Raw genomic sequence first — 26,065 nt, forward strand, 5'->3', positions numbered from 1 at the left:
TGGCAGGTCTCTCTCCTGCGAGTGCAAGCGATCCCCATGGTGCGCAAGAAAATCCTCTTTATGGCCGAGGCAGTGACCCTGGCCCACGTCGGCCGCCCCCTGAGCCTGGCCCAGGGACTCGACGAGGACGAATATGAGGTGCATTTTGCCTGCGCCGATGGCTATGACTTTTGTTTCAAGCAAGCCTCCTTCCGGCGCTGGCGCATCGATAGCATTTCATCGCTGCAATTCCTGCAGGCGCTGGCCGACGGCAAGCCTGTCTACACGGAAAGCACCCTGCACGCGTACGTGGAAGACGACTTGCGCCTGCTCAATGCCGTCCGGCCTGACCTCGTGATCGGCGACTTCCGCCTGTCGCTGTCGGTCAGCGCGCGCCTGCAGCGCATTCCCTACATTACGCTCAGCAATGCCTATTGGAGTCCGTACGTGCGCCAGCACTACACGGTGCCCAGCCTGCCCCTGACAAGCCTGCTGCCGATCTGGCTGGCCGCCCCCCTGTTCCGCCTGATCCGCCCGCTGGCCTTCGCCTCGCATGCCGTGCCCCTGAACCGCGTGCGCCGCCGCCATGGCCTGCCATCCTTGGGCAGCGACTTGCGGCGCATCTATACGGATGCCGACCGCACCTTGTATGCGGATATTCCGCAACTGTTCCCGCCGCACGCCATGCCGTCCGCGCACGACTATCTGGGCGCCATCATCTGGGCGCCGCCGCTCGACTTGCCGGACTGGTGGCAGCGTCCGGAACTGAGCAGCGGACGACCCATCATCTATGTCACCCTGGGCAGTTCCGGCCAGGGGCAGTTGCTGCCGCGCGTGCTGCGCGCGCTGGCCCCCCTGCCTGTCACCGTATTGGCAGCCACGGCCGGCACCATCCGCGTCGACGCCGTGCCGCCGAACGCCTATGTCGCGCCCTTTCTGCCGGGCGATGTGGCCGCACGGCGCGCCAGCCTGGTGATCTGCAACGGTGGCAGCCCCACCAGCCAGCAGGCGCTGACGGCGGGCGTACCCGTCATCGGTATCGCCGGCAACCTCGATCAATTCCTCAACATGCACGGCATCACGGAGGCCGGGGCCGGCCTGCTGCTGCGCGCCGACCGCTTCCAGGAAACCGCCCTGCGCCATGCCGCCACGCGCATGCTCGACGATGGCCGGGCCAAGCTGGCGGCGCGCCAGCTGGCCACGGCCATGCGCGACTATGTGCCAGGGCAACGCTTGCTACCCCATGTGCACGCCCTGCTGGGCTCGTTGCCGCAAGGCAGCCAGCCTTGACGGGCAGCGTCGGTTTTTCTTACAGCGAGTCCGGCAAAGCCTGCACCGCATCAACAAAAACACGCCAAGTCATTGATTTCAAAAGGGCCTCATGCGTTGGCATGGAAGTCGCTAGGTACTGGCCATGAGCACCTGCCGACAGGACTCAGCAAGACTTCCAGACTCACTCAACCACGAGGTGAATACAATGAAACTCTCGAAACTGAAACTGCTCCCGGCCGCTGCGGCACTGGCCATGCTGTGCGCCGCAGGTAGCGCACAGGCGGGCGCCTACGGCTATTCCTACAACAACATCTTCGGCCTCGTGATCGGCGTGCCAACGGGCCAGATCACGGTGGCCAACAGCACCACCATCTCGCGCAGCACGGCCACCCTGAATGGCGTAAGCGTCATCAATGGCGGCGCCGGCTCGCTCGATGCCCTCCGCGCCAACGTCGGCGCCGTCACCAAAGGCGAGAACGACTTCACACAGCAAGGCCCCACCAACACCTATTCGCGCGGCGATGCGCAGATCGTCAGCACGCAGTTCCCTTCGTTCCCGCCCGGCTCCACCTCCACCCAGGTGGTGAACGTGGCCGAAGCCCACCTGGACGGCCCCGCCGGCACGGCCGATGCGTCCGGGCGCAATGGCTCGACCACGGGCTTCTCCGTCGATTTCATCGTCGGTTCGCCCACGGCGACGCTGAGCTTTGACTTCCTGGCCTCGCCCTTCATGCAGGTCTTCCTGCAAAGCACGGTCGGGCAGCTGTCCACCGCCACGGCCAACCTGGTCGTCACCTTCACCATCACGGATGCGACCGGCGCAACCGTGTTCAACTGGACGCCCGATGGCGTGATCGGCTCGGGCATCTCGGGCGGCACGGAAAACGCCGATGGCGCCAACCTGAACACCAGCCTGGCGACCAATTTCCTCACGCGCGGCAATCTGTTCACCTACGACCCATCCGGCTGCGGCACGCCCACGGGCACCGGTGTCGGCACCGCGTGCGGCAGCAACTTCAGCTCCGTCAGCAATGCTTTAACAGCCGGCAACTACACCTTGACACTGAATGCGGTGGAAAGCGTGGATCTGGTGAAACAGGCCGCGCCTGAGCCCGGTACCCTGGCTCTGCTGGGCCTGGGCCTGGCTGGCCTGGGCTATGCCCGTCGCCGCAAGGTTGCCGCCTGAACCAGGCAACAGGGGGATTCACAGGCGAGGAGGCTCTCCTCGCCTTTTTTATGTGGCAAGCCTGTCGGTTTTCCTTACAACGCGGCCGATCAGGAGATGAGGATTTTTCATGACGACATTTTCTTGCACCCGACTGCCAATGGTCTTGTTCGCCTTTGTGCTGCTGGCCAGCAGCGGCACCGCCAGCGCCGCCGCCTACGGCTATTCGTACACCAGTGTCTTTGGCCTGGTCATCAGCAATCCCTCCGGCTCCGTCTCCCTGCTCAGCAACATCGACCTGTCGCGCACCACCGCCACGCTCAACGGCAGCAGCATCATCAAGGGCGGCAGCAATGAGATCGACGCGCCGCAAGCGACACGCGGCGCCGTCACCAAGGGAGAAAACGACTTTACCCGGCAAGGCATGGGCAATGCCTCGTATGCGCGCGGCGAGGCGCAAATCGTCACCTCGCAAATCCCCCCCTTTCCACCGGGCTCGACCAGCACACATACCGTAAACGCGGCAGAAACCTTCCTGGAGGGCGGCGGCAGCGCCGACGCCTCGGGACGCAATGGTTCCAGCACCGCGATGACCGTCAATTTTGTCGTCGGCCAACCGGGCGCAACTATGGCCTTCGACTTCCAGGCCCAGCCCTTCATGCAGCTGTACCTGGACGCCTTGGCCGGCACAGGCTCGGCGGCCACCACGAATATGGCGATGACGTTTAGCATCATCGATGAACATGGCCAGATCGTCTTCAGCTGGGCGCCCGACGGCAACCTCGGTTCCGACATCCTGGGCGGCACCGAACTGGCCGATGCCACCAACCTCAATACGGGCTACGCGCAAACGCCGCTCACCAGCGGCAGCATGTTCACCTACGACCCCAGCGGCTGCGGCGCCCCCACAGGCACCGGCATCGGCACGACGTGCGGCGGGCAATACAGCGCCGTCACGGATCACCTGGTGGCGGGCAACTACACGCTGGTGTTGAACATGCTGAACAGTTCCGAACTGGTCTACGTGCCAGGCGTCACGCCAGTGGCGCTGCCGGGAACCTTGCCGCTATTGGCGGCTGGCCTGGCAGCGCTGGCCAGCCTGGCGCCACGGCGCCGACAAGGCTGAGGCGCGCGCATGGCGTCACGCGCGCCTTACTGCCCCACCGTTGGCGCCACCAGCAAGTCTTGCAGCGGACGGCGCAGCGAGCGCGCACTGGCCGCCGGCCCGGCGCCTATGCGCCCGAGAAACACGGCCCGCTCAACCGCCGTGGCGCCCAGTACGGCCTGGCATTGCGCGGCCAGCTCCTGCGCCAGCTCCTGCATGCCATCGGTGCGCGAAAAAGTGCGCCGTTCGCGCACATAGCGGGTAAAGATCAGCGGCGTCAATTCCGGCTGCAATTGCAGGCCCAGCTGCGTGGCCGTCAGCCAGAAGCGCTGCATGGCGCGGCCGGCCGCCACGTAATCGTCGATGTGGCGCGGCGGCGCATCGGCCAGCAGCATGAAATGCGCGGCGCAATACAGGCCCGGCAGCAAATCCATCTGCAGGCGCGGCGCGACGGTGCCAGCCAGCCAGGTATTGAAAAAATCCACGCGGCGCCAGCTGTGCATGACCCAGCGCATCAGGCGCGCCGTCATCGGGTCGACGCCGAGCGCCTGCTCCGGGATGCGGTCGCTGCTGAAGCGCGCGCCCCATTCGATGACGTCGCGGTGCACCTTGTGCGCCTCGGGCATGGTCAGGCGCAGCTTCGCATTGTCGAACATCAGGCGGGCGCAGGCCAGGCGCGCGCGCCCGCCTTCGAACCACTGCACGCCGTACCCGGGCGGCAAGCTGGCCGCCAGCACCGCCTTTTCGCTGGCGCGCAAGCTGCGCGTGCTGAGCCGGCGCCGCTGCACACTGCGCTGCGGCAAGAAGGCCGCCAGCGGGTCGGGCTGCATGCCGGGACTGTCGACCAGGCGCACATCGAAGGTGGGTAGCGTGTCGGGCATGGACAGACGCCGGCGCGCTTCCATGCGCAAGCCATGGCTGCTGGCCGCCAGTGCCATGCTTTCGAGCAAGGCACCGAGCGATAGCTGGCTGGGATGGCCGTCGAGGTCATACACGCAATGGCTGCGCGTATCGAAGCCATGCACGACCACGTGCCGCGGGTCCACGACTTCAAAGCGCCACGGCTGCGTGTTGTCGCCGCTGGGCGCCCAGCGCGCCTGGTCGAGGATGTTTTCCAGTACGGGATCGATCTGCGGTGCTTGCGCCATTTATGCCCCCTGCGCCGCGCGGCGCCGCTTGATGATGGCCATCGTCAGGCGCTGCAGCGGATGACGGTTGCCGCCCGGACGCCAGGTATGCACGAGCTTGTTGCGGTAGGCGTCGAAATGCATGCCGTGCGGCGCCGCCATCACCTTGCCCCGCTTTAACAATATCTTCAAGGCTTCCGTGGCGGCCGCGCCCGCGCACAGCTGGCAGCCCATGATGGTCGACGGCCCGCGCCGCTCCTTCAGGTTGATGGCGGACGGGTCGACCAGATAGGGGCCGTGCAAGCCGGCCGGCGCCAATCCGACCAGGAAACGCAAGGCTTTCTCTTCCTCGGGCAAGTCGCCCCAGCCAAAATACTCTTCGAACGTCATGCCGCCCGGCATGAAGCTGAGCACGGCCGTGCCCATGCCCAGCGGTGCGGCCGTGATGGCGGGGATGTCCAGGCGGGCGCAGGTGGCGAAGGTAGCCTGGCGCGCGGGAAAGGCGAAGAAATCCAGGCCATCCACATACAGGTCGACACCGGCAAAAAACTCGGCCAGGTTGCTGTCGTGTATACCGTCTGGAAATTGTTTAATCTCAAGTTCGGGATTGATGTCACGTGCCATCTGCGCCAGCACGGCCACCTTGGGCTGCCCCAGGGTGGAGACCATGGCGCCGGCCTGGCGGTTGAAGTTGGCGATATCGAAGGTGTCGAAATCGGCGATGTGGAAGGCGCCGATACCGAGCCGCGCCAGGGTCAGCAAATGCACGCCACCGACGCCGCCCATGCCGGCGATGGCCACGCGCTTGCCGCGCAAGCTATCCTGCTCCGCCTGCGTGACCCAGCCCAGGTTGCGGGCGAACGCCGCGTGATAGGAAAAACCGTCTGTCATGCTCACCTCTTCTGTGCGTCCAGTGCGGACGAAAAAGTTTGGACAGGTGAGCCGGGGTTAAGTTCCCCAGTGACAGAAAAAAGCGCTTAGCGCGTCAGGCGCCGCGCCGCAGGCACGCTGCGCTGTAGTGCTGCCGCGGCCGGCGCCACTGCACCCACCTTGAACACGCTGACGATCTGCGCCAGCCCCGCCGCCTGCTCGTTCATCGCTTGCGCCGCCGCCGACGCCTGCTCGACGAGGGCCGAGTTTTGCTGCGTCATGTTGTCCATCTCGACGATGGCCTGGTTGATCTGCTCGATGCCAGCGCTTTGCTCGGCGCTGGCCGAGGAAATCTCGGCCACGATATCGGTCACATGCTGCACGCTGGAGACGACTTTTTCCATCGTCTCGCCCGCCAGCGCCACCAGTTTTTCACCGGCGCCCACTTGCTCGGCGGAACTGTCGATCAATTGCTTGATCTCCTTGGCGGCCGCAGCCGAACGCTGCGCCAGGTTGCGCACCTCGCTGGCGACGACGGCGAAGCCACGGCCCTGCTCGCCCGCGCGCGCCGCTTCCACGGCCGCATTCAGGGCCAGGATATTCGTCTGGAAGGCGATGCCGTCGATGACGGCGATGATGTCGCCGATCTTCTTCGACGAGGCATTGATGGCGCCCATGGTGTCGACCACCTGGCTCACGACACCGCCCGCCTGGCTCGCCACTTGCGAGGCAGAAATAGCCAGCTGGTTCGCCTGGCGCGCATTGTCCGCATTCTGACGCACGGTCGAGGTCATTTCTTCCATGGTCGAGGCCGTCTCTTCCAGCGATCCCGCCTGCTGTTCCGTGCGCGCCGACAGGTCGTGGTTGCCGGAAGCGATCTCACCCGACGCCGTGGAAATGGATTCCGCATCGGTGCGCACCTGGCTCACCAGATGCGCCAGGTTGTCGCGCATGGCCTTGATCGCCATCAGCAAACTGGACGTATCGCCGGGGCGCGTATCGATCTGCGTCGTCAGGTCGCCCTTGGCGATTTGCGCCACGATGGCCGCTGCATAGTCGGGTTCGCCACCGAGCTGGCCCAGGATGCGGCGCAGCATCAAGGCCGCCAGGGCGCCCACCACCAGCATCAGCGCGCCGCCGATGGCCAGCAGCACGCCCGCCTGGGCCCAGAATTTGTGGTTGATGTCATCGATATACGTGCCTGTGCCGATCAGCCAATCCCACGGCGCAAATTTCACCACGGCATACATCTTCGCCACCGGGTCCTTCACGCCCGGACGTGTGCCGTCCGCCTGCACCAGGCCGATGCGGCTGGTGGCCAGGGCCGCGCGGTAGCGGTCGCCCGACTGCTTCATGTTCTTTTGCGGCGTACCGATGCGCGACGCATTCGGGTGCACGTACAGCAAGTCCGTGCTGAAATCGCGCACGAAATAATACATCTCGTCCTTGACGAAGCTGCCGATGGCCAGCTTGGCCTGCTGCTGCGCCTGTTCACGCGTGAGCTTGCCCGACTGTTCCAGCGCATACGCCTTTTCCACCGAGGCATTCGCCAATTCCACCAGCACCGTCAGCTGCTCCACCCTTTCCGCCATCATGGTCTGGCGCAAGGAATACAGGGAAAACGAGGCGATGAGGACGATGCCCAGCAAGGTGCTGAAACACAGGAGGAGAATGCGCGAACGGAGTGTCATGGGTGCCTGGGTAAAGAATAAAATGTGGAATTATAAACAATTTCCATATGGAAATCTTTTCAGAAAAGCAAAGCGGGCGGCGCTACCAGGCTGATGCCCGGCAGGCACCGCCCGCATATGTCTTGCTGAAGTCTGACTGAAAGGTCAGGCCAAGGCTTCCTTGGCTGCCTCTTCCGGCGTCAAGCCGTCGTAGAACTGGTCGGTAAACCACTCGACCTGCTCTTCGATGTGGTCCTGCGCCTGCGCCACGGTGGCGCCGCCCGCCACGAGGAAGCCTTCGACCTCGATACACCAGTTGATCAACTCCAGGGTTTCCGGATCGAGTTCTTCTTTCTTAGCCATCGTATTTCCTTGCTTGTTAAATTGCGATCACATCAATAAGCAGCAGTTTAACAGCTTCGCTACACTGCCGCCCCTGCAGTTCAACAATGAAGCTTACTTGGCTGCAACGTTTTTACGTTCCGGATACAGCACTACCTGCACATAATTGTGCATGTCCAGGTAGCGCTGCGCCGCCAGTTTCACGGCTTGCGGCGTGATGGCGCGCACGCGCTGCTCGTAGCGCAGGATGTGCGCGGGGTCGCGCCCCTGCGTTACCGAACCCATCAATTGGTTCATCCAGTAATTGTTTTCCCGCAAGGATTTCTGCTGGCGCGTGATCCAGTTCAGCTTGACCTTTTCCAGGTCCGCCGCGGATGGCCCGTCCGTCTTCATCTTGTTGATTTCGGCAAACGCCGCGGCGATCACCTTGTCCACGTTTTCCGGTCCGGTGGGCAAGTTCAAGGCCACCGAGTAATGGCCGTACGGATGCTGGCCCATCGAGGTTTCAAAGCCGCCGCCATAGATCATGCTCATCTTTTCGCGCAGCACTTCGATGACTTTCAGGTTCAGCACCTCGCCCAGCGCCTGCAGGGTCAGCTTTTGCTCGTCCGAATACGCCACGTCGCCATTGAAGGTGATGGAAATCGTGCTTTTGGGCTCGCTGCCCATGTAGATATCCTTCTTGACGATCCCGGTCACCGGGCGCATGCCCACGTCGCGGTAGGCGTGCGGCACGTCGGCCACGGGCAAGGTGCCCAGGTAGCTGGCGATCAGGGGCTTGATCTTGTCGAGCTCGAAGCTGCCCGTGAAGATAAAGGTCATGCCGCGCGCGCTGGAAAAACGCTGGCGGAAGATTTCCAGCGAACGGTCCAGGCCCACCTTGTCGAAGTCGGCCACGCGCGGCACGCCATCGATGCGCGGGTTGTCGCCAAACATGGCGTGCTGGATGGCATCGTAAAACACGGCCTCCGGCTGCGCCATGCTGTTTTTCGCCAGGTCCTGCTGCTTGCCGATGAAGGACTGATACAGGCCCGCATCCTTGCGCACGTCGTTGAAATACAGGTACACCAGCTGCAGCATGGCCTCCACGTCGGCACTGCTGGCCGAGCCGCCAAAGCCTTCGCTCAGTTCGCCCAGCGAAGCGCCCACGTTGACCGTCTTGCCGGCCAGCACTTTCTGCAAGTCCAGCGGCGCCAGGTCTTTCAGGCCCATGCTGCCGACCACGGCGCTCGCGTAGCGGGCGTTGTAGATGTCGGCATCGCCAAACAGCGACTGGCCGCCGAAACGCGTCGAGCCCATCAGCACCTGGTCATTCTTGAAGTCCGTGGGTTTGAGCAGCACGCGCACGCCATTGCCCAGGGTCAGTTCCGTCACGCCGATGGCGCTATTCAACTTTTCCGAGGCGATGCTGCCGCCGGCCGGCGGGCCGTCCATCAGCTTGCTGGCCAGGACTTTTTCCGTGCGCGGCTCGATGGTTTGCTGCTCGGCCTTCGCCACCGCGTCGAGCAATTGCTGCTGCGTCGGCACGCTGGCGCCCGCTTTCGGCTCGGCGCCCATGAAGACCACCAGTTTCTTCTGCTGGTCGGGAATCACCTTGGCCACCGTCTCGTTGATTTCCTGCAGAGTTACCTGCGGCAAGAGTTCCTGCGCGTACAGCAATTCATTGGCGATGCCGGGGATGGCTTCCTGCTCCAGGAAGTTACGCGAATACTCGGCCACGAAACCGGCCGAATCGGACTTGTCGCGCTCGCTGTACGCGCGCTCGTAATTGCGCAGCATGTTCTTGCGCGCGCGGTCCAGCTCATCCTGGCTGAAACCGAAGCGGCGCGCCCGCTCATCTTCCTGCACCAGCGCATCGACGGCCGGCTGCACGCCGCCCTTGCCCAACAAGGCATACGCGCTGAACGATTCATAGCCGCGCACCAGCTTGCCCATGCTGCTGCCACCCTGGATGAACGGGGGATTGGCTTGCTGCGTCAATTCCTGCATGCGCGCGCTGAGCATTTGCCCATACAGGTTTTCGATCATCTGGCGGCGGTAGTCGGCAATGGTGACGGGCTCCTGCGCGGCGCGGATCGGGTAGCGGATGAAGACGGTGTCGTCCGGCGCTTCCTTGTCCGTGATCACCAGCGCTTCCGTTTGCGAGCGCTGCGGCACTTCCGCATACAGGCGCGGACGCGGTTTCACGGGATTTTTCAGTTTGCCGAAATGCTGCTGGATCAGTTTTTCAGCCTGTTTCGGTTCCACATCACCGACCACCATCACGGCCATCAGGTCGGGACGGTACCAATCCTTGTAGAAACGCTTGATGGCTTCCGGCTTGAACGTCTTCAAGACGGATTCCTTGCCGATCGGCATGCGTTCCGCATAGCGCGAACCGTTCAGTAGCTTCGGATACAGGATCTTGTTCATGCGGTCGCTGGCGCCCTTGCCCAGGCGCGCCTCTTCCAACACGATGCCGCGCTCGCTGTTGATGTCGGCCGGATTGAATTTCAAGCCATGCGCCCAGTCTTCCAGCACGAGAAAACCCTTTTCCAGGTTTTCCTTCTTGTTCGTCGGAATCGGCAGCACGTACACGGTTTCATCAAAGCTCGTGTAGGCATTCAGGTCGGCGCCGAACTTCACGCCGATCGATTGCAGATAGGAAATCAGTTCATTGCGCTTGAAATGCGTGGAGCCATTGAAGGCCATGTGTTCCGTGAAATGGGCCAGGCCTTGCTGGTCGTCATCTTCCAGGATGGAACCGGCTTTCACCACCAGGCGCAATTCCACTTTTTGCGCGGGACGGGCATTTTTCTTGATGTAATAGGTCAAGCCGTTCGGCAGTTTTCCGACCGTAACTTCTGGTGCCAGCGGCAGGGGATCGCTCAAACGGATTTCTGCCTGGGCCATGCAGGCGCACGCCAGCAAGACGGCGCCCGAGATCAGGCGTAATTTACTCAGCTTCATGTATTCTCAACGGTAAGATTCAGTAAGCGTACCTTACACTGAAATCGTCTTTCCGCCATTAAAAACAGCTTAGGAAGAACTGCTTTCCCCAGGCAACTTTGCCGAATGAGAAACTCAACAGTGCCCTGCCAGCTTCTTTCAATTGTGCTAAAGTATTGCCGCCGGTCATGTGGACCGGCACAACAATACGTCTTCGGGGCGGGGTGCGATTCCCCACCGGCGGTAAGACCGGCAACGGTCAAGCCCGCGAGCGCTTGTCAGGTTTCGCCTGATAAGGTCAGCAGATCTGGTGTGACTCCAGAGCCGACGGTATAGTCCGGATGAAAGAAGATGTGCAGTAAACGCGATGTCCGATCGACCTGTCGATGCGGCCGGCTGCGTCTATTCGCTTGCCCTGCAGCGTTTTTCGCCTATGCGAGGAGCGTTTCACCATGTTAGTCAACAGCTACACCCTGCTTTCCAACGACCTGGAAGGTCGCATCCAATCCGCCCTGGCCGCCATGCGCGCCGGCATTCCTGTCATCCTGCTCGACGATTTCGACCGTGAAAACGAAGCCGATTTGATCCTGTCGGCCGAAAAATTGACGAACGAAACCATGGCCCTGCTGATCCGCGAATGCAGCGGCATCGTCTGCCTGTGCCTGCCGACGGACGTCGTCAGCGCGCTGGAATTGCCGCCCATGTCGTCCGACAATGGCAGCCGCTACGGCACGCCGTTCACGGTCTCCATCGAGGCGCGCGACGGCGTCACGACGGGCGTGTCGGCCGCCGACCGCGTGACCACCATCCGCGCCGCCATCGCCAAGGATGCCAAGCCATCCGACCTGGTGCGCCCTGGCCACGTGTTTCCCCTGCGCGCCGCGCCCGGTGGCGTGCTCGAGCGCCGTGGCCACACGGAAGGCTCCGTCGACCTGTCGCGCATGGCGGGCCTGAACCCGGCCGCCGTGCTGTGCGAGCTGATGAACCCGGACGGCACCATGATGCGCGGCGACGATATCGAACGCTTCGCCGAATTGCACGGCATGCCGATCCTCACCATCGAGGAACTGGTGGAGTGGCGCAGCACGCGCGAACAGTAAGCTAGCTTAAGGCGGCCACGGCCTTGGGCAAATGTACATGCTTGTACACGAGGCCCGCCGCCAGGCCATACGCGGCGGCAATCGTCGCGTAGGCCAGCGGCAAGCGCAGCGACCAGTCCGGCACCATGTGCAGGATGCTGCCGATCAGGGCCACTCCCACCAGCGCGCCGATCTGGCGGTTCGCATTCAGGGCTGCCGCCGCGCTGTTCGCATGCTGCTTGCCGGCCACCCGCATCACGGTGGCCGTCATGGCGGGAATGGCGATGCCGATGGCCACGTTCATGACGGCCGTGCCCAGCGCCAGCAGGAAATATGGCATGCCCGGACGCAAGGCCATCAGCAGCAAGGCCATGCCAGCGCCCACCAGCAAGCCTAGCAGCATGGGCAAGCGCGTGCCATAACGCGCCGCAATACTTCCCGCCATAAAGTTTCCCACCGTATAGGCCGCCATCATGGGCAGCAGGCGCAAGCCCGACTGCAAGGCATCGGCGCCGCCCGACTGCTGCAGGAACAGGCTCAATAAGAACAGCTGGCCGAACACGCAGAAATTGATCAGGAAACCCACGCCATTGGCCGCGCCAAAGCTGCTGCTGTGGAACAGTGCGCGCGGCAACAGCGGATGGCTGCCGCTGCGCTCGCGCTGCAGCAATTGCCCGGCGGATAGCACCGTCAAGGCCCCCGCCGCCAGCACGCCCGGCGACAGCCAGCCCAGCACGGGACCTTCGATCAGCACGAAACTGAGGCCCGCCAGCGCCGCCACGCCCAGGGCATGGCTGAGCAGCGACAGATCGCGCGGCTGGCGCGCCGGCGCGGCCAGCAGCACTTGCGCCATGACGATGGCCAGCACGCCCAGCGGCACATTCACCCAGAACACGCTGCGCCAGCCGAACTGGTGCACAAGTATGCCGCCGATCAAGGGGCCGGACGCGCCGGCCACGCCCACCAGTGCCGACCAGGCGCCCAGCATGCGCGTGCGCTCGCGCTCGTCGTCAAAGCTGTGCGTGAGCAAGCTCAGGGAACTGGGCATGAACAGGGCCGCGCCCGCCCCCTGCAGCAAGCGCGCGGCGGTGAGGAAATGCCCGTCGGGCGCGGCGCCGCACAGGATCGAGCCGAGGAGGAAGACGCCCAGGCCGCCCTGATACACGGCTTTCGGGCCGTAGCGGTCGGCCAGCGCGCCGCCGGCCAGCAGCAGCGCGGCAAACGTCAGGGTGTAGCCGTCGACCACCCAGACCAGGCCCGTCAGCGGTATGGCCAGGTCCAGCGCGATATCGGACAGGGCCACGTTGACGGCCGTGACGTCGATCATCGCCATGACGAAGCCGAACGCCAGGGTCAGCAGGATGAAGCCGCTGGCGCGGCGCGGTGTGGGGGCGGACATGGTATTTCCTTGCAGGGACAGCGGGGCAGCCATTATGCGAGCGTTGCATGATGCAGTAAACAGGCATAAAATCAACACTATGATGCAAAAATGCATCAAGATAACGACAGGAAAACAAGTCATGGACTGGGCTTATGGACTGGGATAACGCGCGCATCTTTCTGGCCATCGGCCGGGCCGGCACCCTGCGCGGCGCGGCGGCCCTGCTGCACATCGACCAGGCCACGTGCGGGCGCCGCCTGGCCGCGCTGGAAAGCTCGCTGGGCGCCACCCTGTTCCTGCGCACGCCGTCAGGCTACGTGCCCACGCCGGCCGGCGAACTGGCGCTCACGGCGGCCGAAGCCATGGAACGGGCGGCCGACAAGCTGCAGCGCGAGATGCAGGGCATCGACAATCGTTTAAGCGGCCTGGTGCGCGTGGCCACCACCGACACCATGGCCAGCCATTTCGTCATCCGCGCCATGCAGCAGCTGCATGCGGCCCATCCGGACATCCGCATCGTGCTCAACGTGGCGCCCGCGCTGGCCAGCCTGACGCGGCGCGAAGCGGACCTGGCCGTGCGCGGCGTGCGTCCCACCGACCCGGACCTGATCTCGCGCCACCTCGTCAAGCGCAGCCTGGGCCTGTATGCGTCGAAAAGCTACCTGGCCGAACGGGGCGAACCCGTGCGCGGCACGGCGCTGGCCGGCCACGACATCGTCATCTACCACCATTCCGTGACGCCCCGCCATGCGGAGAAAATCGCCGGCGAACCCGTCGCCAACGCCCGGGTCGCCATGGAAGTGAACTCGGCGGCGATGCTGCAGGAAGCCACGCGCGCGGGCCTGGGCGTGGCCGAACTGGCCACGCACCTGGGCGACATCGACCCGCAGCTCGTGCGCATCTGGCCCGAGCGGGCGGAAAGCTACGACGTGTGGCTGGTCATGCATGCCGACCTGAACCGCTCTGCCCGGGTACGGGCGGCGGCCGACGCGATTATCCACAGCGTCGCCAGCGTGGCCGGCCAATAGCGGGCCTGCCGTGCACTGCTGGACAATCGCTTGTATCGAACGCATCCAATGTTAAGATGCCATGATGACCCTATCCGTCTCCCTCATCATCAGCCTGCGCCGCCTGCACCGGGCCACCATGGCCTGGCTGGTCAGCTGGTGGCGCATGTTGCATTTCGCCATCCTCGTGTTTTCGCTGGCCCTGTCGCCATCGAGCTATAACCGCGACAACCGCCCCATCCTCGCGCACCGCCTGGTGACGAATACGGCGCCGAACCTCGTCTGGTTCAGCGTCGCCTGCGCGCTGGTCAGCCTGGTGCTGATACGCATCGTCGTCGTCAGCGCGCAAAGCTACGGCCTGTCGCGCTATGCGCTGGAAATGGTGGTGCGCGTGCTGGTGCTGGAACTGATACCGCTGACGGCCGCCCTGTTCGTGGCGCTGCGCCTGACCTTGCCCGACGGCATTGCGTTCGCGCAAATGCGCTCGTCCGGCATGCTCGAGAAAATGCAGCGCCAGGGCGTCGACCTGCTGCGCCGCGAATACTTTCCGCGCGTCATGTCGGGCATCTTCGCCGTGTGGATGCTGGCCATCGTCAGCTGCGTCACATCGCTCATCCTCGCCTATGTCACCATCTACGGTTTTACGCCGTGGGCGCTGCAGGGCTACACGCGCGTCGTGGGGCAAATATTCAATCCGGCCGTGGCCCTGATCCTGATGCTCAAGGTCATCTTCTTCAGCTTTGCCGTGGCCCTGATCCCGCTGGCCTCTTCCTATTATCCGGAGGAGCCGCACGGCCGGCGCAACCGCCTGTGGGCCGCGCACGGCCTGTCCGAAATGCTGCGCCTGTTTTCCGTCATCCTGCTGGTCGAAGTGGCTTCGCTGATGGGCAATTACTACTGATGCCCCGCACGCCACCGCCAGCGATCCCGAACCACCCATACGAGAGCCAGAAGCCATGAGCCAGAGCCACCCCCCGAATCCCGACCAGGTCGACGTCACGGCGCCCGCCGGTCTCACGCAAGATTCCGTGCTGCCCGCCCCGCCGCCCGTGCGCCACGCCGAACTGAAGGCGGCCATCCTGCTCGTCTTCATGTTCGTGCTGGTGGTCGGCTCCGTCGTCTACCTTATGTATGCGCGCGGCGCCTTCGAAGCCACGCAGACGCTGGTGCTGACGGCCGACGATTCCGACGGCGTCGGCGTGGGCGCCGACCTGACCTTTTCCGGCTTTCCCATCGGCCGCGTGCAACGCATCGAGCTGGCGCCGGACGGCCGCGCGCGCGTCATCATCGACGTGCCGAGAAAAGACGCGCACTGGCTGCGCACCAGCTCCATCTTCACCCTGGAACGTGGCATCGTGGGCGGCGCCAAGCTGCGCGCCTACAGCGGTATCCTGACGGACCCGCCGCTACCCGACGACGCCACGCGCGACTTGCTGGTGGGCGACATGGCTGCGGAAATCCCCCGCCTGCTGGCCGCCGCCAAGGACTTGCTGAACAACGTGGCCAGCCTGACGGGCACCGATTCCGCGCTCGACGGCACCTTGCGCAATGTGCAGGCCGTCACCGGCAAGCTGAGCGGCCCGGGCGGCGCCATGGGCTTGCTGACGGGCGACGACAAGCAGTCGCGCCTGCTGGTCGAGCGGGCCAACGCCCTGCTGATCACGGCGGACCAGCTGGCCCGCCGCACGGATGGCCTGGTGGCGAATGCCGATACGCGCGTCTTCGGCGACAAGGGCGTGATGACGGATGCGCAGGCGACCATCGTGCAGCTGAACGCCCTGCTGGCCGACACCCGCAACAGCCTGAAAAAAGTCGACGCCGTGCTGGTCGAGGCGCAGGCCGTGGGCGCCAATGCCAAGGCGGCGACAGCCGACCTGGGTCCGCTGCGCGCCGACGTGGAAAGCAATCTGCGCAAGGTCGAGCAGCTGGTCAATGAAATCAACCGCAAATGGCCGTTCAAGCGCAATCCGGAGATCAAACTGCCATGAAAATATCCCGCCCCGCCATCGCCGCCCTGCTGTGCACCTTGCTTGCCGCCTGCTCCAGCGGCCCGCCCGTGCCGGACTGGAAAATGAATGCGCAAAGTTCCGTCGAGCGCTTCCAGGCGGCCTACCTGGGCGGCAACGCCCTTGTCGAGCAGACGGAATTCCGGCGTGCCCGCAGCCAGGTGGCCGGCACGGGCAAGCTTGAACTCGTGGCGCGCATCGAACTGCTGCGCTGCGCCACGCGCGTGGCCAGCCTGGCGTTCGAGGACTGCAGCGGCTTTGACGCCCTGCAAGCCGATGCGACAGCCGCCGACCGCGCGTATGCGGCCTGGCTGGCCGGCAAGGCGCAGGCGGCCGACGTCGCCCTGCTGCCGGAAGCGCAGCGGGCGGCCGCCAGCGCCAGCTCCGACACGGCCGCCGCCAGCGCCGTGGCGGCCATCAAGGACCCGCTGTCGCAACTGGTGGCGGCCGGCGTGCTGCTGCGTGCCAGCCGCGCCACGCCGGAACTGCTCGATACGGCCGTGGCCACCGCCTCGGACCAGGGCTGGCGCCGGCCGCTGCTGGCGTGGCTGGGCGTGCAGCGCCTGCGTGCCGAACAGGCGGGCGACACGCAGGCGGCGCAGCGCATCGCGCGGCGCATGGCAATCGTCGAGCAGCCGCTGGCCCCCTGATCGCGCCGATGCCGGCCCAAGGCAGGCGGAATCAGGCATAATCGAAGCAGGATGACAGCTATGCCGTGCAGGCAGCGAGGTGTGACGATGCAGTTCGAGGATTTCGACCTTTCCACTCCCGATACCGGCCGGCATGCCGGGGCGGCGCCTGGCGATGATGCACCGGCCGCCACGGCCGTGCGCCTGCAATACCTGCTCGACAATACTCCCTCCATCATCTATTGCACAGTGCCCAGCGGCGACTTCAAGATGACGTTTGTCAGCAACAATGCCCTGAATGTGCTGGGCTACCAGCCCGAGGAGATGGTGGCCGACCCCAATTTCTGGTTCGACCATATCCACCCCGACGATGCGCCCGGGATTTTTTCCAGCCTGGCGCAGATATTCGTCGAAGGCGCGCGCGCCTACGAATACCGTTTCCGCGTGCGCGACGGCAGCTATCTGTGGATGCACGACAGCCTGCGCCTCGTGCGCGACGAGCATGGCGTGCCGTTCGAAGTGATCGGCTCGCTGACGGACATCACGGAACGCAAGCGCATGGAAGCGATGCTGCAGGCGCGCGGCGAAGAGCAGCAACTACTGATCAGCAAGCTGCAGGAAGCGCACGACCAGTTGCTGCAATCGGAAAAGATGGCGTCCATCGGCCAGCTGGCGGCCGGCATCGCGCATGAAATCAATAACCCGATCGGCTTCGTCAATTCGAACATGAGTTCGCTACAAGCCTATGTCGGCACCCTGTTCGACGTCATCGCCCAGTATGAGGCGGCGATGCGCGAGCCGCTCGACGGCCCGGCCCTGGCCGCGCACGTGGTCCAGGTGCGCGCGCAGGCCGACCTGGCCTTCCTGCAGGACGACATCGGCGACCTGGTGCGCGAATCGATGGATGGCCTCAAACGCGTGCGCGACATCGTGCAGGCGCTGAAGGATTTTTCCCACGTGGGCGAGACGGACTGGCAAGTGGCCAGCCTGCATGCGGGCCTGGACAGCACCCTGAATATCGTCGCCAATGAATTGAAATACAAGGCGCGCATCGAGAAGCAATATGGCGAACTGCCGCCGATACTGTGCCTTGCCTCGCAGCTGAACCAGGTCTTCATGAACCTGCTCGTCAACGCGGGCCAGGCCATCAGCAGCGACGGCGTGATCAGCATCCGCACCGGCCATGCGGACGACTGGGTCTGGGTGGAGATCGGCGACACGGGCGCCGGCATCGCGCCCGAGCACCTGAACCGCATCTTCGAACCGTTCTTCACCACCAAGGCCGTCGGCAGCGGCACGGGCCTGGGCCTGTCGCTCTCATACGGCATCGTCAACAAGCACGGCGGACGCATCGACGTGGCCTCGGAAGTGGGCCGCGGCACGCGCTTTACCGTGCACCTGCCCGTATCGCCGCCAGCGGCCAGGGCCGCGTCCTAGCCCTGCTTGACGGGCACATACACGCGGATGCTGAGGCGGCCGCCATTCTTGCTTTCGAAGTCGAGCAGCTGGGCGATCACGCGGGCCGTCAGCACATGCTCGGCCGCCAGCAGCATCAAGCCATCGCGGCTGATCAGGTCGCGCGACAGCACCATCCCCGGTTCCAGCTGGCCCGACAGCACGGTCAAGTCGCGCGCCGGCGGTTCCGTCTCTTCCATGATGCTGCGGAAAGCGGCCACCACGGCCGGGTCGTAGCGCTTGCCGACGCTGTCGTAGATCAGGCTGCGGGCCTCTTCGGCGCGCAGGCTGCGCTGCACCATGGCGCCGATCTGCAAGCCGTCGTAGTCCGACGCCAGCGCGAGGATGCGCGCCCCCATCGGAATGGCCAGGCCCACCAGGCCATCGGGAAAGCCGCCGCCGTCGAAGCGCTCGAGCTGCGAGCGCAGGATCACGGAAACGGCGCGCAGCTCCTCGAGCGCCATCAATAATTGTTCGGCGCGCAGCGGATGCTTGCGGAACGCCGCCAGCTGCTCGCCCGTCCAGGCGCTGGCCGGCAACTCCAGCACATCGTCGCTCAAGCTGAGCTTGCCGATATCCTTGAGCAGGGCCGCGATGAACACGTCGCGCGCCTCCTGCCCTTCCAGGCCCAGCGCCTGCGCCAGCTTGCGCGACAGCTCGGCCACCCGCCGCGCATGGCCGGCCAGCTTGCCACCGCGCATCTCGATCAGGTTGGAAAACACCTTGATCGTCGTCACGAACGTGGCCTTCAGGCGCTCGTTGGCCGCCTGCACTTCGTCGTGCGACTGCTTCAGCTGCTGCGTGCGCGTGGCCACCTTCGCTTCCAGGCTGGCGTTGAGCGCCTGCAGCTCCACGTTCTGGCTGGCCGTCAGCGCTTCCAGGCGCAGTTTTTCCTGCTCCAGCGCGCGCCGTTCCAGCGCGTGGCGCACCACCAGCACGATATCGTTCTCGTCCCACGGCTTGGTCACGTAGCGGTAGATCTCGCCCTGGTTGATAGCATCGAGGATGGACTGGATGTCGGCATAGCCGGTCAGCAGCAAGCGCATGGCGCCGGGCCAGCGCTGGCGCACCTGGGCCAGGAACTGCGCGCCATCCATGTGCGGCATGCGCATGTCGGAAATGACCAGGTCCACCGTCTCGCTCTCGAGCAGGGCCAGGCCGGCCGCGCCGCCGTCGGCCGTCAGTACGCGGTAGCCGTGCGGGCGGAACAGCCGGCGCAGCGACGAGAGGATATTCGGTTCGTCATCGACGCACAGGATGGTGGGCGGCGCGGCCGCGGTGCTGGCGCTGGTACTGGTGCTCATGCTGTCCTGTTCGGTCATGGTGCGACGGCCTGCGCCTGGCGCACGGGCAAGGTGATGCGGAAGGTGGTGCCGCGGCCGATGATGCTGCGCACGTCGATGCGGCCGTGATGTTTCTGCACCGTGGTGTAGGCCAGCGACAGGCCCAGCCCCGTGCCCTTGCCGACGGCCTTGGTGGTGAAGAACGGGTCGAAGATGCGCGACAGGTGTTCGGGCGCGATGCCGCCGCCCGTGTCCTCGACCTCGATCCACACTTCCGTCGCGTTGTCGCTGCCCGTGCGCAGGGTGATGCATCCGCGCGCCTCGCCCATGGCGTGGGCCGCGTTGACGACCAGGTTCATGATCACCTGGTTCAGTTCGGAAGGCTGGCATTCGATATCGGGAATGTCGGCGTACTCGCGCACCACGTCGGCCTTGTACTTGACCTCGTTATTCACGATATTGAGCGTGGTGTCGATGCCCTGGCGCAGGTCGGCCCAGACCCACTCCTGGTGCGCATCCGTGCGCGAAAAATCCTTCAGGTCCTGCACGATGCGGCGCACGCGCGCAATGCCTTCCTTCGACTCGCCCATCAGCAGCGGAATGTCGGTGCGCAGGAAGTCCAGGTCGACCTGTTCGCGCAGCGCCCGCAGGCGCGCCGCCACCACGGGGTCGGCGACGGCCGGTTCCGCTTCCTCATAGGCGTCGAGCATGCTGAACAGGTCGTCCAGATACCCTTCCAGCGTGCCGACATTGGAAAACACATAGCCGATGGGATTGTTGATCTCGTGCGCCACGCCGGCGGCCAGCTGGCCGATCGAGGCCAGTTTTTCCGACTGCAGCAGTTTTTGCTGGGCCAGCGACAGCTTGCTGTTCAATTCCGTCAGGGCCAGGTTACGCTCGCGCAATTCGAGATCGGCGATCTGGCGCTGGCGGATATCGTCGGCCAGGCGCTCGTTCATGTCGGCCAGCTGGGCCGTGCGCTTGGCCACCAGGTGTTCCAGGTTGTCGTGCGCCTTGCGCAGCGCCAGTTCCGCAAGGCGCCGCTCGCTCACGTCGCGCAGGGTTTCGATGGCGCCCACCAGGCGTCCCTGGCGGTCGCGCAGGGGCGCCGCCGTGAAATGCAGCCAGTGGCCTTCGGGGCCGATATCGGCAAAGAAATCCTCGGCCTCAAAGGCGCCCGGGATCACGGGAGAGCGCTTCAGCTTGCCGAGGTAGAGGTCATTTTCGCCGAGCGCGATATCGTCGGCCACCAGCAGGTCGGCCAGGCAGGCGCGCGGCTGCGGATAAAACGCCTTCCAGTGGTCGCGCGTGCCGACCATCTCGGCGGCCGTAAAGCCCGTCAACTGTTCGCAGGCGCTGTTCCAGTGCGTGATCACGTGGTCCGTGTCGATGGCGAAAGTGGCCACGGGATGGCCATCGAAAAACGCCGACAGCGCGATGGAATCGCCCTGGCGGCGTTCCGGCGTGGCGGACAGTGCCTGCCCTGCGTCTGTTTCCATGGCCTGTATCCTGTTCATGCCAGCATGATCCGCGACATTTCATCGAAGGTGTGTTCCGTTTGCCGCAGCAGCGCCAGCCAGGCCTGCTCCTCCAGCGCGACGCTGCGCCAGCCCGCGGGCGACAGGGGCGGCACCAGCGCATCATCGACGCCGGCCAGGTCGAGCGCCAAGGCGACGGCATTGGCCAGATGCACGGCCAGCGGCAAGCCGCCCGCCTCCAGCCGGTCGATGGCGTGGTGGTCGGCCACCGCCTGCTGTATCGCCTCGGGAAACTTCCAGTAGGCGGCCAGGGCGCTGCCCACCTGCGCGTGGTCGATGCCGATGACGGCCAGTTCCGCGTCGGCCATCTGGCAGTCATGCGCCTGGCGGTGGCTGCGCACGAGCGCGTGCTCCGCCGGGAAGCGCGTCACCAGCACCAGGGTGCCCAGGTCGTGCAGCAGTCCCGCCGTGAACGCCGTTTCGGGATTGACGCGCAAGTGCGGCGCCAGCAGGCGCGCGGCGATGGCCGTGGCCAGCGAATGGCGCCAGAACGCCTGGAAATCGAAGCCGCCGCTGACGGGCGCGAAACTGCCCGTCAGCGCGCAGGCCGTGACGACGGTGCGGATGCTGTGAAAACCCAGTACGGAAACGGCTTGCGGAATGCTGGTGACCTTCGATTGCATGCCGTAGAACGAGGAGTTGGCGATGCGCAGGGTCTTGGCCGCCAGGGCCTGGTCCAGCTCGATCTTTTGCGCCAGCACATGCACGTCCGTGTCGTCCTGGTCCATGCTCGACAGCAGCTCCAGCACCACCACCGGCAGCGAAGGCAGTTCCTGTATCTGGCGGATGATGTGTTCAAAACTGAGCCTTGTCATGCCGCGCCCCCTTGCCGGTAGCGCTGCAGCAGCGCCAGCAGTTCCGCCCCTGCGGAATCGGGCGGCGTGGCGCGGAACAGCACGGCCAGCCGTTCCAGGCGGCGCGCCCGTTCCTGCTCGGCATGCGCCTGCGCGGCGGGGTCAATCGCCTCGTCCATGACGACGTGGCAGCGCTCCACATTGCGCCTGCGCAAGGCCGTCAGGTTCGCCGCCGTCAGAATGGCGCCCTGGGCCAGCAGCACGGCGCCGCTGGCGTCGCTCAGCGCCTGCGCCAGCACCATGCCTTCCTGCGCCTGCTCCATGGAAATCTCGCGGCCGCTGTCACTCACGCTTGTACTCACGCTTATACTCATGTACCCGCTCCATGACGGCTCAGGGTGACCAGGCTGCCGCGCGAACGCGAATGCATGCCCATCGGATGGATCGCCACGGCATACGGCTGGCCATCGATGGCGGCCAGGCAAGGTGCGCCCTGCCCGCCGAACAGCTGCGGCAAGACGATCGCCGCCTCGTTGCCCAGCAGGGCCGCACCCCGTTCGAACAGATTGGCCGCCGCCGCGTTGATGAAGGCGATCATGCCGTCCTCATCGAGCCCGATCACGGGCAGCGGCAGAAATTGCAGCAACTCGCGCGCGATGCCCAGGCTGACTTCGTCGCGGCTGATCTGATGCTGCTGCTGGCTCACCAGCGCCTGCATGGCGGCATTGGCTGCCGCCAGCGCCAGGTTGACCTCGCGCAACTGCGCATTGAGCCGCACATTGTCGTCATCGATGCCCTTCAGGCGAAAGGCTTCGGCGATATGCTCGCGCAGCTGATGGTCTTCCCATGGTTTGGTAAGGAACTTGAAGATGGCGCCCTCGTTAACGGCATCCGTGACGGCCTGCAACTCGGTATAGCCCGACAGCATGATGCGGATGGTTTGCGGACACAGCAGCTTGGCCTTGCGCAGGAAGTCGGCGCCCAGCATGCCGGGCATGCGCTGGTCCGACACGATCACGTCGACGGCATGGCTGGCCAGCACCTCCAGCCCTTCCTGGCCGCTGCCCGCCGTCAGGATATGGTAGCCATCGCGCCGCAGCAGGCGCTTGAGAGAAGCGAGGATATTCGGCTCGTCATCGACCAGCAGCAAGGTGCGCGGTGGCGCCACGGCGTCCGCCGCCACAATCCCTGGCATACCCTGTTCGTCGTGCACATCCATCGGACCATCCTCTCATCGCCGCGGCGATATCGGAGCTTGCCTGGAAGGGGAATCTGCTACGCGGGACAGTCTTGCGAGTCTTGCGCGGCAGCCAGCTTGCGTTGAAATTATACGACTAAATATTCCTGTATGGCATTTATCCGCTACCTATCCGCGCCGTGCCGGGCAAGGCGTATCGCGGTAAAACACAAAACCGCCCAGGCCGATGGCCTTGGTATCGGCTTTCACCCCATACACCAGCGTGCTCTTGTCCGCCTCGATGCGCAGCAGGTTCATGTGCTGCACGATTTGCGCGTGCGACAGTTCCAGCGATGGCGTCGGCGCCAGTTGCAAACGCAGCTCGGACGTGGCGCTGTCATACGCCCAGCGGCCCGGATTATAGAAGGCGAAGCCGCCATCGAAACGCAGGCTGCCATCCTTGAACTGGGTCAGGCAAATGCCGGGAAATTCGCTGGGCGGGTTGTACCATGTGGCGGCCACGGCGGCATCGGCAGGCGTCTTGCCCGGCATCTGCATGCCGCTGCCATCACTTTTTCCGCCCATGCCGGCACAGCCTGCCAGCGCCAGCGCGCAAGCCAGAGCGCCCGCGCGCGTGATGAATGTCATGTGCATCAACAGTCCCCTTGCTTTATAGAAACATCATCTTAAAGCGGGACGGCCAGCCGTTCAAGCGGCTAGCGCACATAAGGGCGATTTAATTGCCCTCGGCCGCCTTCGCCGCCAGGGCTGCCGCTTCGCGCAATTTATCCTTCTTGCTCTTGCGCGCCCCCTTCACGCCGCCGTTCACCGTGTCCGTCACGGTGCTCACGGGCGCGGGCAGTTCCGTCGGCTCGAAACCGGCCACCACTTCGCGCACGATGCGCAAGTCGTTGCGATTTTCGATCAGGCGGAAATGCGCTTCCGTATCGGCCGTCACGAAGCTGATGGCCGTGCCGCTTTCGCCGGCGCGGCCCGTGCGGCCGATGCGGTGCGTGTAGTCGACGGCCGAGCGGGGCAAGTCGTAATTGACGACGGCAGGCAGGCCGGCGATGTCGATGCCGCGCGCGGCCACGTCGGTGGCCACCAGCACCTGCAAGCGGCACGCCTTGAAGTCGGCCAGCAGCTGGCTGCGCGTGCCCTGGCTGAATTCACCGTGAAAGGCGCCCACGTGCAAGCCCGCGCGCTGCAGCTTGTCGGCCACGTGTTCGGCCGCGTACTTGGTGGCGACAAATACCAGCACACGCTCCCACTGCTGCTGCAGGATCAGGTAGCGCAGCAGCTGCGTGCGGCGCGGCACGTCGACCGTGATGGCCCGCTGCACGATGTCGGGCTTGTCCTGCGGTTCGGACGCCACTTCGATGCGCACGGGCTCCTTGAGCAGCCTGTCGGCCAGTGCCTGCACGCTGTCGGGGAAGGTGGCGGAGAAGAACAGGTTTTGCCGCTGCTTGGGCAGCAGCGCCAGGATGGCGTTGATTTCCTCGCTGAAACCCATGTCGAGCAAACGGTCGGCTTCATCCAGGACGAACAGCGACACGCCGCCCAATTTGACGGCATTCTGGCGCACCAGGTCCAGCAGGCGGCCCGGCGTGGCGACGACGATATCGGCGCCGCCACGCAAGTCCATCATCTGCGGATTGATCGACACGCCGCCGAACAGCACGGAAATCTTCAGTTTGATCGGCAGCGGCTTGGCCAGCGCGTGCACCGTCTGCCCCACCTGCGCCGCCAGCTCGCGCGTAGGCACGAGGATCAGCGCGCGCACCTGGCGCGGACCGGAGGCCGGCGCCATCAGCGCCTGCAGCAGCGGCAGCGCGTAGGCGGCCGTCTTGCCGGAACCCGTCTGCGCCGCGCCCAGTACGTCGCTGCCGCGCAGGATGACGGGAATGGCGGCCGCCTGGATGGCCGTCGGCGCGGCATAGCCGGCCTTGTCGACGGCGCGGACCAGGGAGGGAATCAGACCCAGTGAGGAAAATGGCATAGCGGGCCTTCTTATTATTTAGTCATGAAGTGAGACCGGCCGCAATGTGCGGCCGGTCGGAATAGCGACAGTATAAAGCAGGCGCTTACTGCCTGGGCATTTGCAGCTTCGGGAAGCCCGCTTCGTCATAGCCCGGCATGCCGCGCCGGATCGCGTGCGAAAAATCCGCATCGTCGTTGGCGGCACGCGCGCGCGCCGTGATGTGGCCCCCTGTACGCAACTGCTGGAAGGTCAAGCCGGGCACCAGGCCCTTGACGTCGAACAGGTAGCGGTCCAGGTAGCCCGAAGCCATCAACCGGTAGTCGAGCGGCAGGCCCGGCACGATGCGGCGCACCATCTCGAAGACGATGGTGGTGCAGTTGGCCGTCAGGGTGTTGTAGAACTGCGGCTTGTTCTTCAGCGCCTGCGCCTCGTCCAGGTAGGCGAGGAACAGCGAGCGCATGGCCGCTTTCGGCATCATCACGCGGTACAGATGCATGTCCTCGCCCCGCGCATTCGTGCGCACGCGCAGGATGTCGCGCTCGTCGGCGGCGATCAGGCTCATCTCGAAATGCTTGAAGAAGCCGCCGATGGCGGAAAAGCTCTCGCCCTTCTCCTTGCGGATCTCGATGGAAAACGTCAAAAAGCGCCCGTCGGCAAAGCCGAACGAGATCAGGGTATGCGCGATATAGGGCCCCGTCCAGTACGACAGCGCCGTGTCCACCGTGCGCAGTTCGTCGAGGTCGTAGCTGCGCTGCTCCCACTTGACCGTGTAGTCGTCATCGCTGCGCCAGTCGAAATTGCGCACATTGTCCAGGGTCACGAGATTGCCCTTCAGCGTGCCCGTCACATTGCGCGCCACGTCGTCGGCCCACACGCGCTGCTGTTTCGGCGTGATCAGGCTCCACCACAGGAGCAGCAGGATAAAACCGGCCGCATACGGCAGCAGCACGCGCGCATCGCCGCGCGTCCACCACAGCGCGATGCTGGCCACGCCCAGCGCGCCCCACAGCAGCGCGCCGATGGCTTGCGCCGCCGTGCCGCCGGACAGCTGGTACCACAGCGCCAGTGCGCCCCACAGTGCGGTCAGCAGGAGAATCAGGGAAACGGCCATTTTGCCGATACTGCCCAGCACGGAGCGGGCACGCAGTGATAAGAAAGTCATGCCATGATTATAGGGGCAAGTACGGCGAGAGGTGAGTTCGGGCAAGTATTGGCAAAGTCTGCCAGACATGAAATATTGCTTGCATGGCAATTTACCTCGTGAGAATATGTTGCAA

The 26,065-nt window shown here is 64.7% G+C and carries 23 protein-coding genes and 1 riboswitch; of the genes, 9 read left to right on the top strand and 14 right to left on the bottom strand.

The genetic code is table 11. The features are described 5' to 3' along the window. Positions 1-36: 36 nt before the first annotated feature. The 3 genes from CSQ92_RS11705 (at position 37) to CSQ92_RS11715 (ending at position 3,542) form a co-directional block, all read left to right on the top strand. Positions 37-1,269: a glycosyltransferase gene (locus CSQ92_RS11705; protein WP_143450351.1), complete on the top strand. Its 1,233-nt coding sequence runs from the start codon at positions 37-39 to the stop codon at positions 1,267-1,269. Between the two features lie 187 nt (positions 1,270-1,456). Further along, positions 1,457-2,437, top strand: a complete 981-nt coding sequence (locus CSQ92_RS11710; protein ID WP_070280200.1) for an EDSAP-1 family PEP-CTERM protein — start codon at positions 1,457-1,459, stop codon at positions 2,435-2,437. Positions 2,438-2,546: 109 nt separating this feature from the next. Continuing rightward, on the top strand, positions 2,547-3,542 hold the full coding sequence (locus CSQ92_RS11715; RefSeq protein ID WP_099394189.1) for an EDSAP-1 family PEP-CTERM protein: 996 nt from the start codon (positions 2,547-2,549) through the stop codon (positions 3,540-3,542). Positions 3,543-3,568: 26 nt separating this feature from the next. On the opposite strand, the gene CSQ92_RS11720 is transcribed toward CSQ92_RS11715, so the two are convergent. From CSQ92_RS11720 to CSQ92_RS11740, 5 genes are all read right to left on the bottom strand, one after another. Continuing rightward, positions 3,569-4,669, bottom strand: coding sequence for a nitroreductase family protein (locus CSQ92_RS11720; RefSeq protein ID WP_099394190.1), 1,101 nt, complete (start codon positions 4,667-4,669; stop codon positions 3,569-3,571). Beyond that, a complete protein-coding gene (locus tag CSQ92_RS11725) occupies positions 4,670-5,539 on the bottom strand; it encodes a ThiF family adenylyltransferase (RefSeq protein WP_099394191.1) in 870 nt (289 codons plus the stop codon). Between the two features lie 86 nt (positions 5,540-5,625). Continuing rightward, positions 5,626-7,209 (bottom strand): methyl-accepting chemotaxis protein, encoded by a 1,584-nt coding sequence (locus CSQ92_RS11730; protein ID WP_099394192.1) that lies wholly within the window; start codon positions 7,207-7,209, stop codon positions 5,626-5,628. A gap of 144 nt (positions 7,210-7,353) precedes the next feature. Continuing rightward, entirely contained in the window at positions 7,354-7,551 is a 198-nt protein-coding gene (locus CSQ92_RS11735; protein WP_010399555.1) for a hypothetical protein, read from the bottom strand. Between the two features lie 93 nt (positions 7,552-7,644). Then, the gene (locus tag CSQ92_RS11740) at positions 7,645-10,479 is read right to left on the bottom strand and encodes a M16 family metallopeptidase (protein WP_099394193.1); all 2,835 of its coding nucleotides are present in this window, start codon (positions 10,477-10,479) and stop codon (positions 7,645-7,647) included. A 185-nt stretch (positions 10,480-10,664) separates the two neighbouring features. Next, positions 10,665-10,815: riboswitch (FMN riboswitch) on the top strand. Positions 10,816-10,910: 95 nt separating this feature from the next. On the opposite strand from CSQ92_RS11740, the gene ribB reads away from it, so the two are divergent. Next, positions 10,911-11,558, top strand: a complete 648-nt coding sequence (gene ribB, locus CSQ92_RS11745) for a 3,4-dihydroxy-2-butanone-4-phosphate synthase (RefSeq protein WP_034779300.1) — start codon at positions 10,911-10,913, stop codon at positions 11,556-11,558. A gap of 1 nt (position 11,559) precedes the next feature. Here ribB and CSQ92_RS11750 read toward each other — a convergent pair whose 3' ends face one another. Further along, positions 11,560-12,936, bottom strand: coding sequence for an MFS transporter (locus tag CSQ92_RS11750; RefSeq protein WP_099394685.1), 1,377 nt, complete (start codon positions 12,934-12,936; stop codon positions 11,560-11,562). Between the two features lie 134 nt (positions 12,937-13,070). Here CSQ92_RS11750 and CSQ92_RS11755 point away from each other — a divergent pair, with 134 nt between their 5' ends. The 5 genes from CSQ92_RS11755 (at position 13,071) to CSQ92_RS11775 (ending at position 17,997) form a co-directional block, all read left to right on the top strand. After that, entirely contained in the window at positions 13,071-13,946 is an 876-nt protein-coding gene (locus tag CSQ92_RS11755) for a LysR family transcriptional regulator (protein WP_099394194.1), read from the top strand. A 61-nt stretch (positions 13,947-14,007) separates the two neighbouring features. Further along, a complete protein-coding gene (locus tag CSQ92_RS11760) occupies positions 14,008-14,826 on the top strand; it encodes an MlaE family ABC transporter permease (protein WP_092605990.1) in 819 nt (272 codons plus the stop codon). 55 nt (positions 14,827-14,881) lie between these two features. Further along, on the top strand, positions 14,882-15,913 hold the full coding sequence (locus CSQ92_RS11765; RefSeq protein WP_099394195.1) for an MlaD family protein: 1,032 nt from the start codon (positions 14,882-14,884) through the stop codon (positions 15,911-15,913). After that, positions 15,910-16,581 carry a hypothetical protein gene (locus CSQ92_RS11770; RefSeq protein WP_099394196.1) on the top strand — a complete coding sequence of 224 codons (672 nt, stop codon included), beginning with the start codon at positions 15,910-15,912 and terminating at the stop codon, positions 16,579-16,581. Before CSQ92_RS11765 ends, CSQ92_RS11770 begins: the two co-directional genes overlap by 4 nt. Positions 16,582-16,668: 87 nt before the next feature. After that, on the top strand, positions 16,669-17,997 hold the full coding sequence (locus tag CSQ92_RS11775; protein ID WP_099394197.1) for an ATP-binding protein: 1,329 nt from the start codon (positions 16,669-16,671) through the stop codon (positions 17,995-17,997). On the opposite strand, the gene CSQ92_RS11780 is transcribed toward CSQ92_RS11775, so the two are convergent. The 8 genes from CSQ92_RS11780 to CSQ92_RS11815 form a co-directional block, all read right to left on the bottom strand. Further along, entirely contained in the window at positions 17,994-19,319 is a 1,326-nt protein-coding gene (locus CSQ92_RS11780; protein ID WP_099394686.1) for an HD domain-containing phosphohydrolase, read from the bottom strand. The genes CSQ92_RS11775 and CSQ92_RS11780 overlap by 4 nt on opposite strands. Before the next feature lie 14 nt (positions 19,320-19,333). Further along, positions 19,334-20,797, bottom strand: coding sequence for an ATP-binding protein (locus tag CSQ92_RS11785; RefSeq protein ID WP_099394687.1), 1,464 nt, complete (start codon positions 20,795-20,797; stop codon positions 19,334-19,336). Positions 20,798-20,811: 14 nt separating this feature from the next. Continuing rightward, positions 20,812-21,651 carry an HDOD domain-containing protein gene (locus CSQ92_RS11790; RefSeq protein WP_099394198.1) on the bottom strand — a complete coding sequence of 280 codons (840 nt, stop codon included), beginning with the start codon at positions 21,649-21,651 and terminating at the stop codon, positions 20,812-20,814. Then, complete coding sequence (locus CSQ92_RS11795) at positions 21,648-21,980, bottom strand: hypothetical protein (protein WP_099394199.1); 333 nt, start codon at positions 21,978-21,980, stop codon at positions 21,648-21,650. The genes CSQ92_RS11790 and CSQ92_RS11795 overlap by 4 nt, the downstream gene beginning before the upstream one ends. A gap of 20 nt (positions 21,981-22,000) precedes the next feature. Beyond that, the gene (locus CSQ92_RS11800) at positions 22,001-22,849 is read right to left on the bottom strand and encodes a response regulator (RefSeq protein ID WP_052139955.1); all 849 of its coding nucleotides are present in this window, start codon (positions 22,847-22,849) and stop codon (positions 22,001-22,003) included. A gap of 147 nt (positions 22,850-22,996) precedes the next feature. Continuing rightward, positions 22,997-23,461, bottom strand: a complete 465-nt coding sequence (locus CSQ92_RS11805) for a hypothetical protein (protein WP_092606000.1) — start codon at positions 23,459-23,461, stop codon at positions 22,997-22,999. 82 nt (positions 23,462-23,543) lie between these two features. Then, the gene (locus CSQ92_RS11810; RefSeq protein WP_099394200.1) at positions 23,544-24,806 is read right to left on the bottom strand and encodes a DEAD/DEAH box helicase; all 1,263 of its coding nucleotides are present in this window, start codon (positions 24,804-24,806) and stop codon (positions 23,544-23,546) included. A gap of 85 nt (positions 24,807-24,891) precedes the next feature. Further along, positions 24,892-25,950 (bottom strand): Lnb N-terminal periplasmic domain-containing protein, encoded by a 1,059-nt coding sequence (locus CSQ92_RS11815; protein ID WP_180276996.1) that lies wholly within the window; start codon positions 25,948-25,950, stop codon positions 24,892-24,894. Positions 25,951-26,065 lie beyond the last annotated feature (115 nt).

The organism is Janthinobacterium sp. BJB446 (assembly GCF_002735655.1).
Lineage (GTDB): Bacteria > Pseudomonadota > Gammaproteobacteria > Burkholderiales > Burkholderiaceae_D > Janthinobacterium > Janthinobacterium lividum.

Coding starts and splice junctions, on each gene's coding strand:
- CSQ92_RS11705 (WP_143450351.1), top strand. CDS start 37: ATGGTGCGCAAGAAAATCCTCTTTATGGCCGAGGCAGTGACCCTGGCC.
- CSQ92_RS11710 (WP_070280200.1), top strand. CDS start 1,457: ATGAAACTCTCGAAACTGAAACTGCTCCCGGCCGCTGCGGCACTGGCC.
- CSQ92_RS11715 (WP_099394189.1), top strand. CDS start 2,547: ATGACGACATTTTCTTGCACCCGACTGCCAATGGTCTTGTTCGCCTTT.
- CSQ92_RS11720 (WP_099394190.1), bottom strand. CDS start 4,669: ATGGCGCAAGCACCGCAGATCGATCCCGTACTGGAAAACATCCTCGAC.
- CSQ92_RS11725 (WP_099394191.1), bottom strand. CDS start 5,539: ATGACAGACGGTTTTTCCTATCACGCGGCGTTCGCCCGCAACCTGGGC.
- CSQ92_RS11730 (WP_099394192.1), bottom strand. CDS start 7,209: ATGACACTCCGTTCGCGCATTCTCCTCCTGTGTTTCAGCACCTTGCTG.
- CSQ92_RS11735 (WP_010399555.1), bottom strand. CDS start 7,551: ATGGCTAAGAAAGAAGAACTCGATCCGGAAACCCTGGAGTTGATCAAC.
- CSQ92_RS11740 (WP_099394193.1), bottom strand. CDS start 10,479: ATGAAGCTGAGTAAATTACGCCTGATCTCGGGCGCCGTCTTGCTGGCG.
- ribB (WP_034779300.1), top strand. CDS start 10,911: ATGTTAGTCAACAGCTACACCCTGCTTTCCAACGACCTGGAAGGTCGC.
- CSQ92_RS11750 (WP_099394685.1), bottom strand. CDS start 12,936: ATGTCCGCCCCCACACCGCGCCGCGCCAGCGGCTTCATCCTGCTGACC.
- CSQ92_RS11755 (WP_099394194.1), top strand. CDS start 13,071: ATGGACTGGGATAACGCGCGCATCTTTCTGGCCATCGGCCGGGCCGGC.
- CSQ92_RS11760 (WP_092605990.1), top strand. CDS start 14,008: ATGATGACCCTATCCGTCTCCCTCATCATCAGCCTGCGCCGCCTGCAC.
- CSQ92_RS11765 (WP_099394195.1), top strand. CDS start 14,882: ATGAGCCAGAGCCACCCCCCGAATCCCGACCAGGTCGACGTCACGGCG.
- CSQ92_RS11770 (WP_099394196.1), top strand. CDS start 15,910: ATGAAAATATCCCGCCCCGCCATCGCCGCCCTGCTGTGCACCTTGCTT.
- CSQ92_RS11775 (WP_099394197.1), top strand. CDS start 16,669: ATGCAGTTCGAGGATTTCGACCTTTCCACTCCCGATACCGGCCGGCAT.
- CSQ92_RS11780 (WP_099394686.1), bottom strand. CDS start 19,319: ATGAGCACCAGTACCAGCGCCAGCACCGCGGCCGCGCCGCCCACCATC.
- CSQ92_RS11785 (WP_099394687.1), bottom strand. CDS start 20,797: ATGGAAACAGACGCAGGGCAGGCACTGTCCGCCACGCCGGAACGCCGC.
- CSQ92_RS11790 (WP_099394198.1), bottom strand. CDS start 21,651: ATGACAAGGCTCAGTTTTGAACACATCATCCGCCAGATACAGGAACTG.
- CSQ92_RS11800 (WP_052139955.1), bottom strand. CDS start 22,849: ATGGATGTGCACGACGAACAGGGTATGCCAGGGATTGTGGCGGCGGAC.
- CSQ92_RS11805 (WP_092606000.1), bottom strand. CDS start 23,461: ATGCACATGACATTCATCACGCGCGCGGGCGCTCTGGCTTGCGCGCTG.
- CSQ92_RS11810 (WP_099394200.1), bottom strand. CDS start 24,806: ATGCCATTTTCCTCACTGGGTCTGATTCCCTCCCTGGTCCGCGCCGTC.
- CSQ92_RS11815 (WP_180276996.1), bottom strand. CDS start 25,950: ATGACTTTCTTATCACTGCGTGCCCGCTCCGTGCTGGGCAGTATCGGC.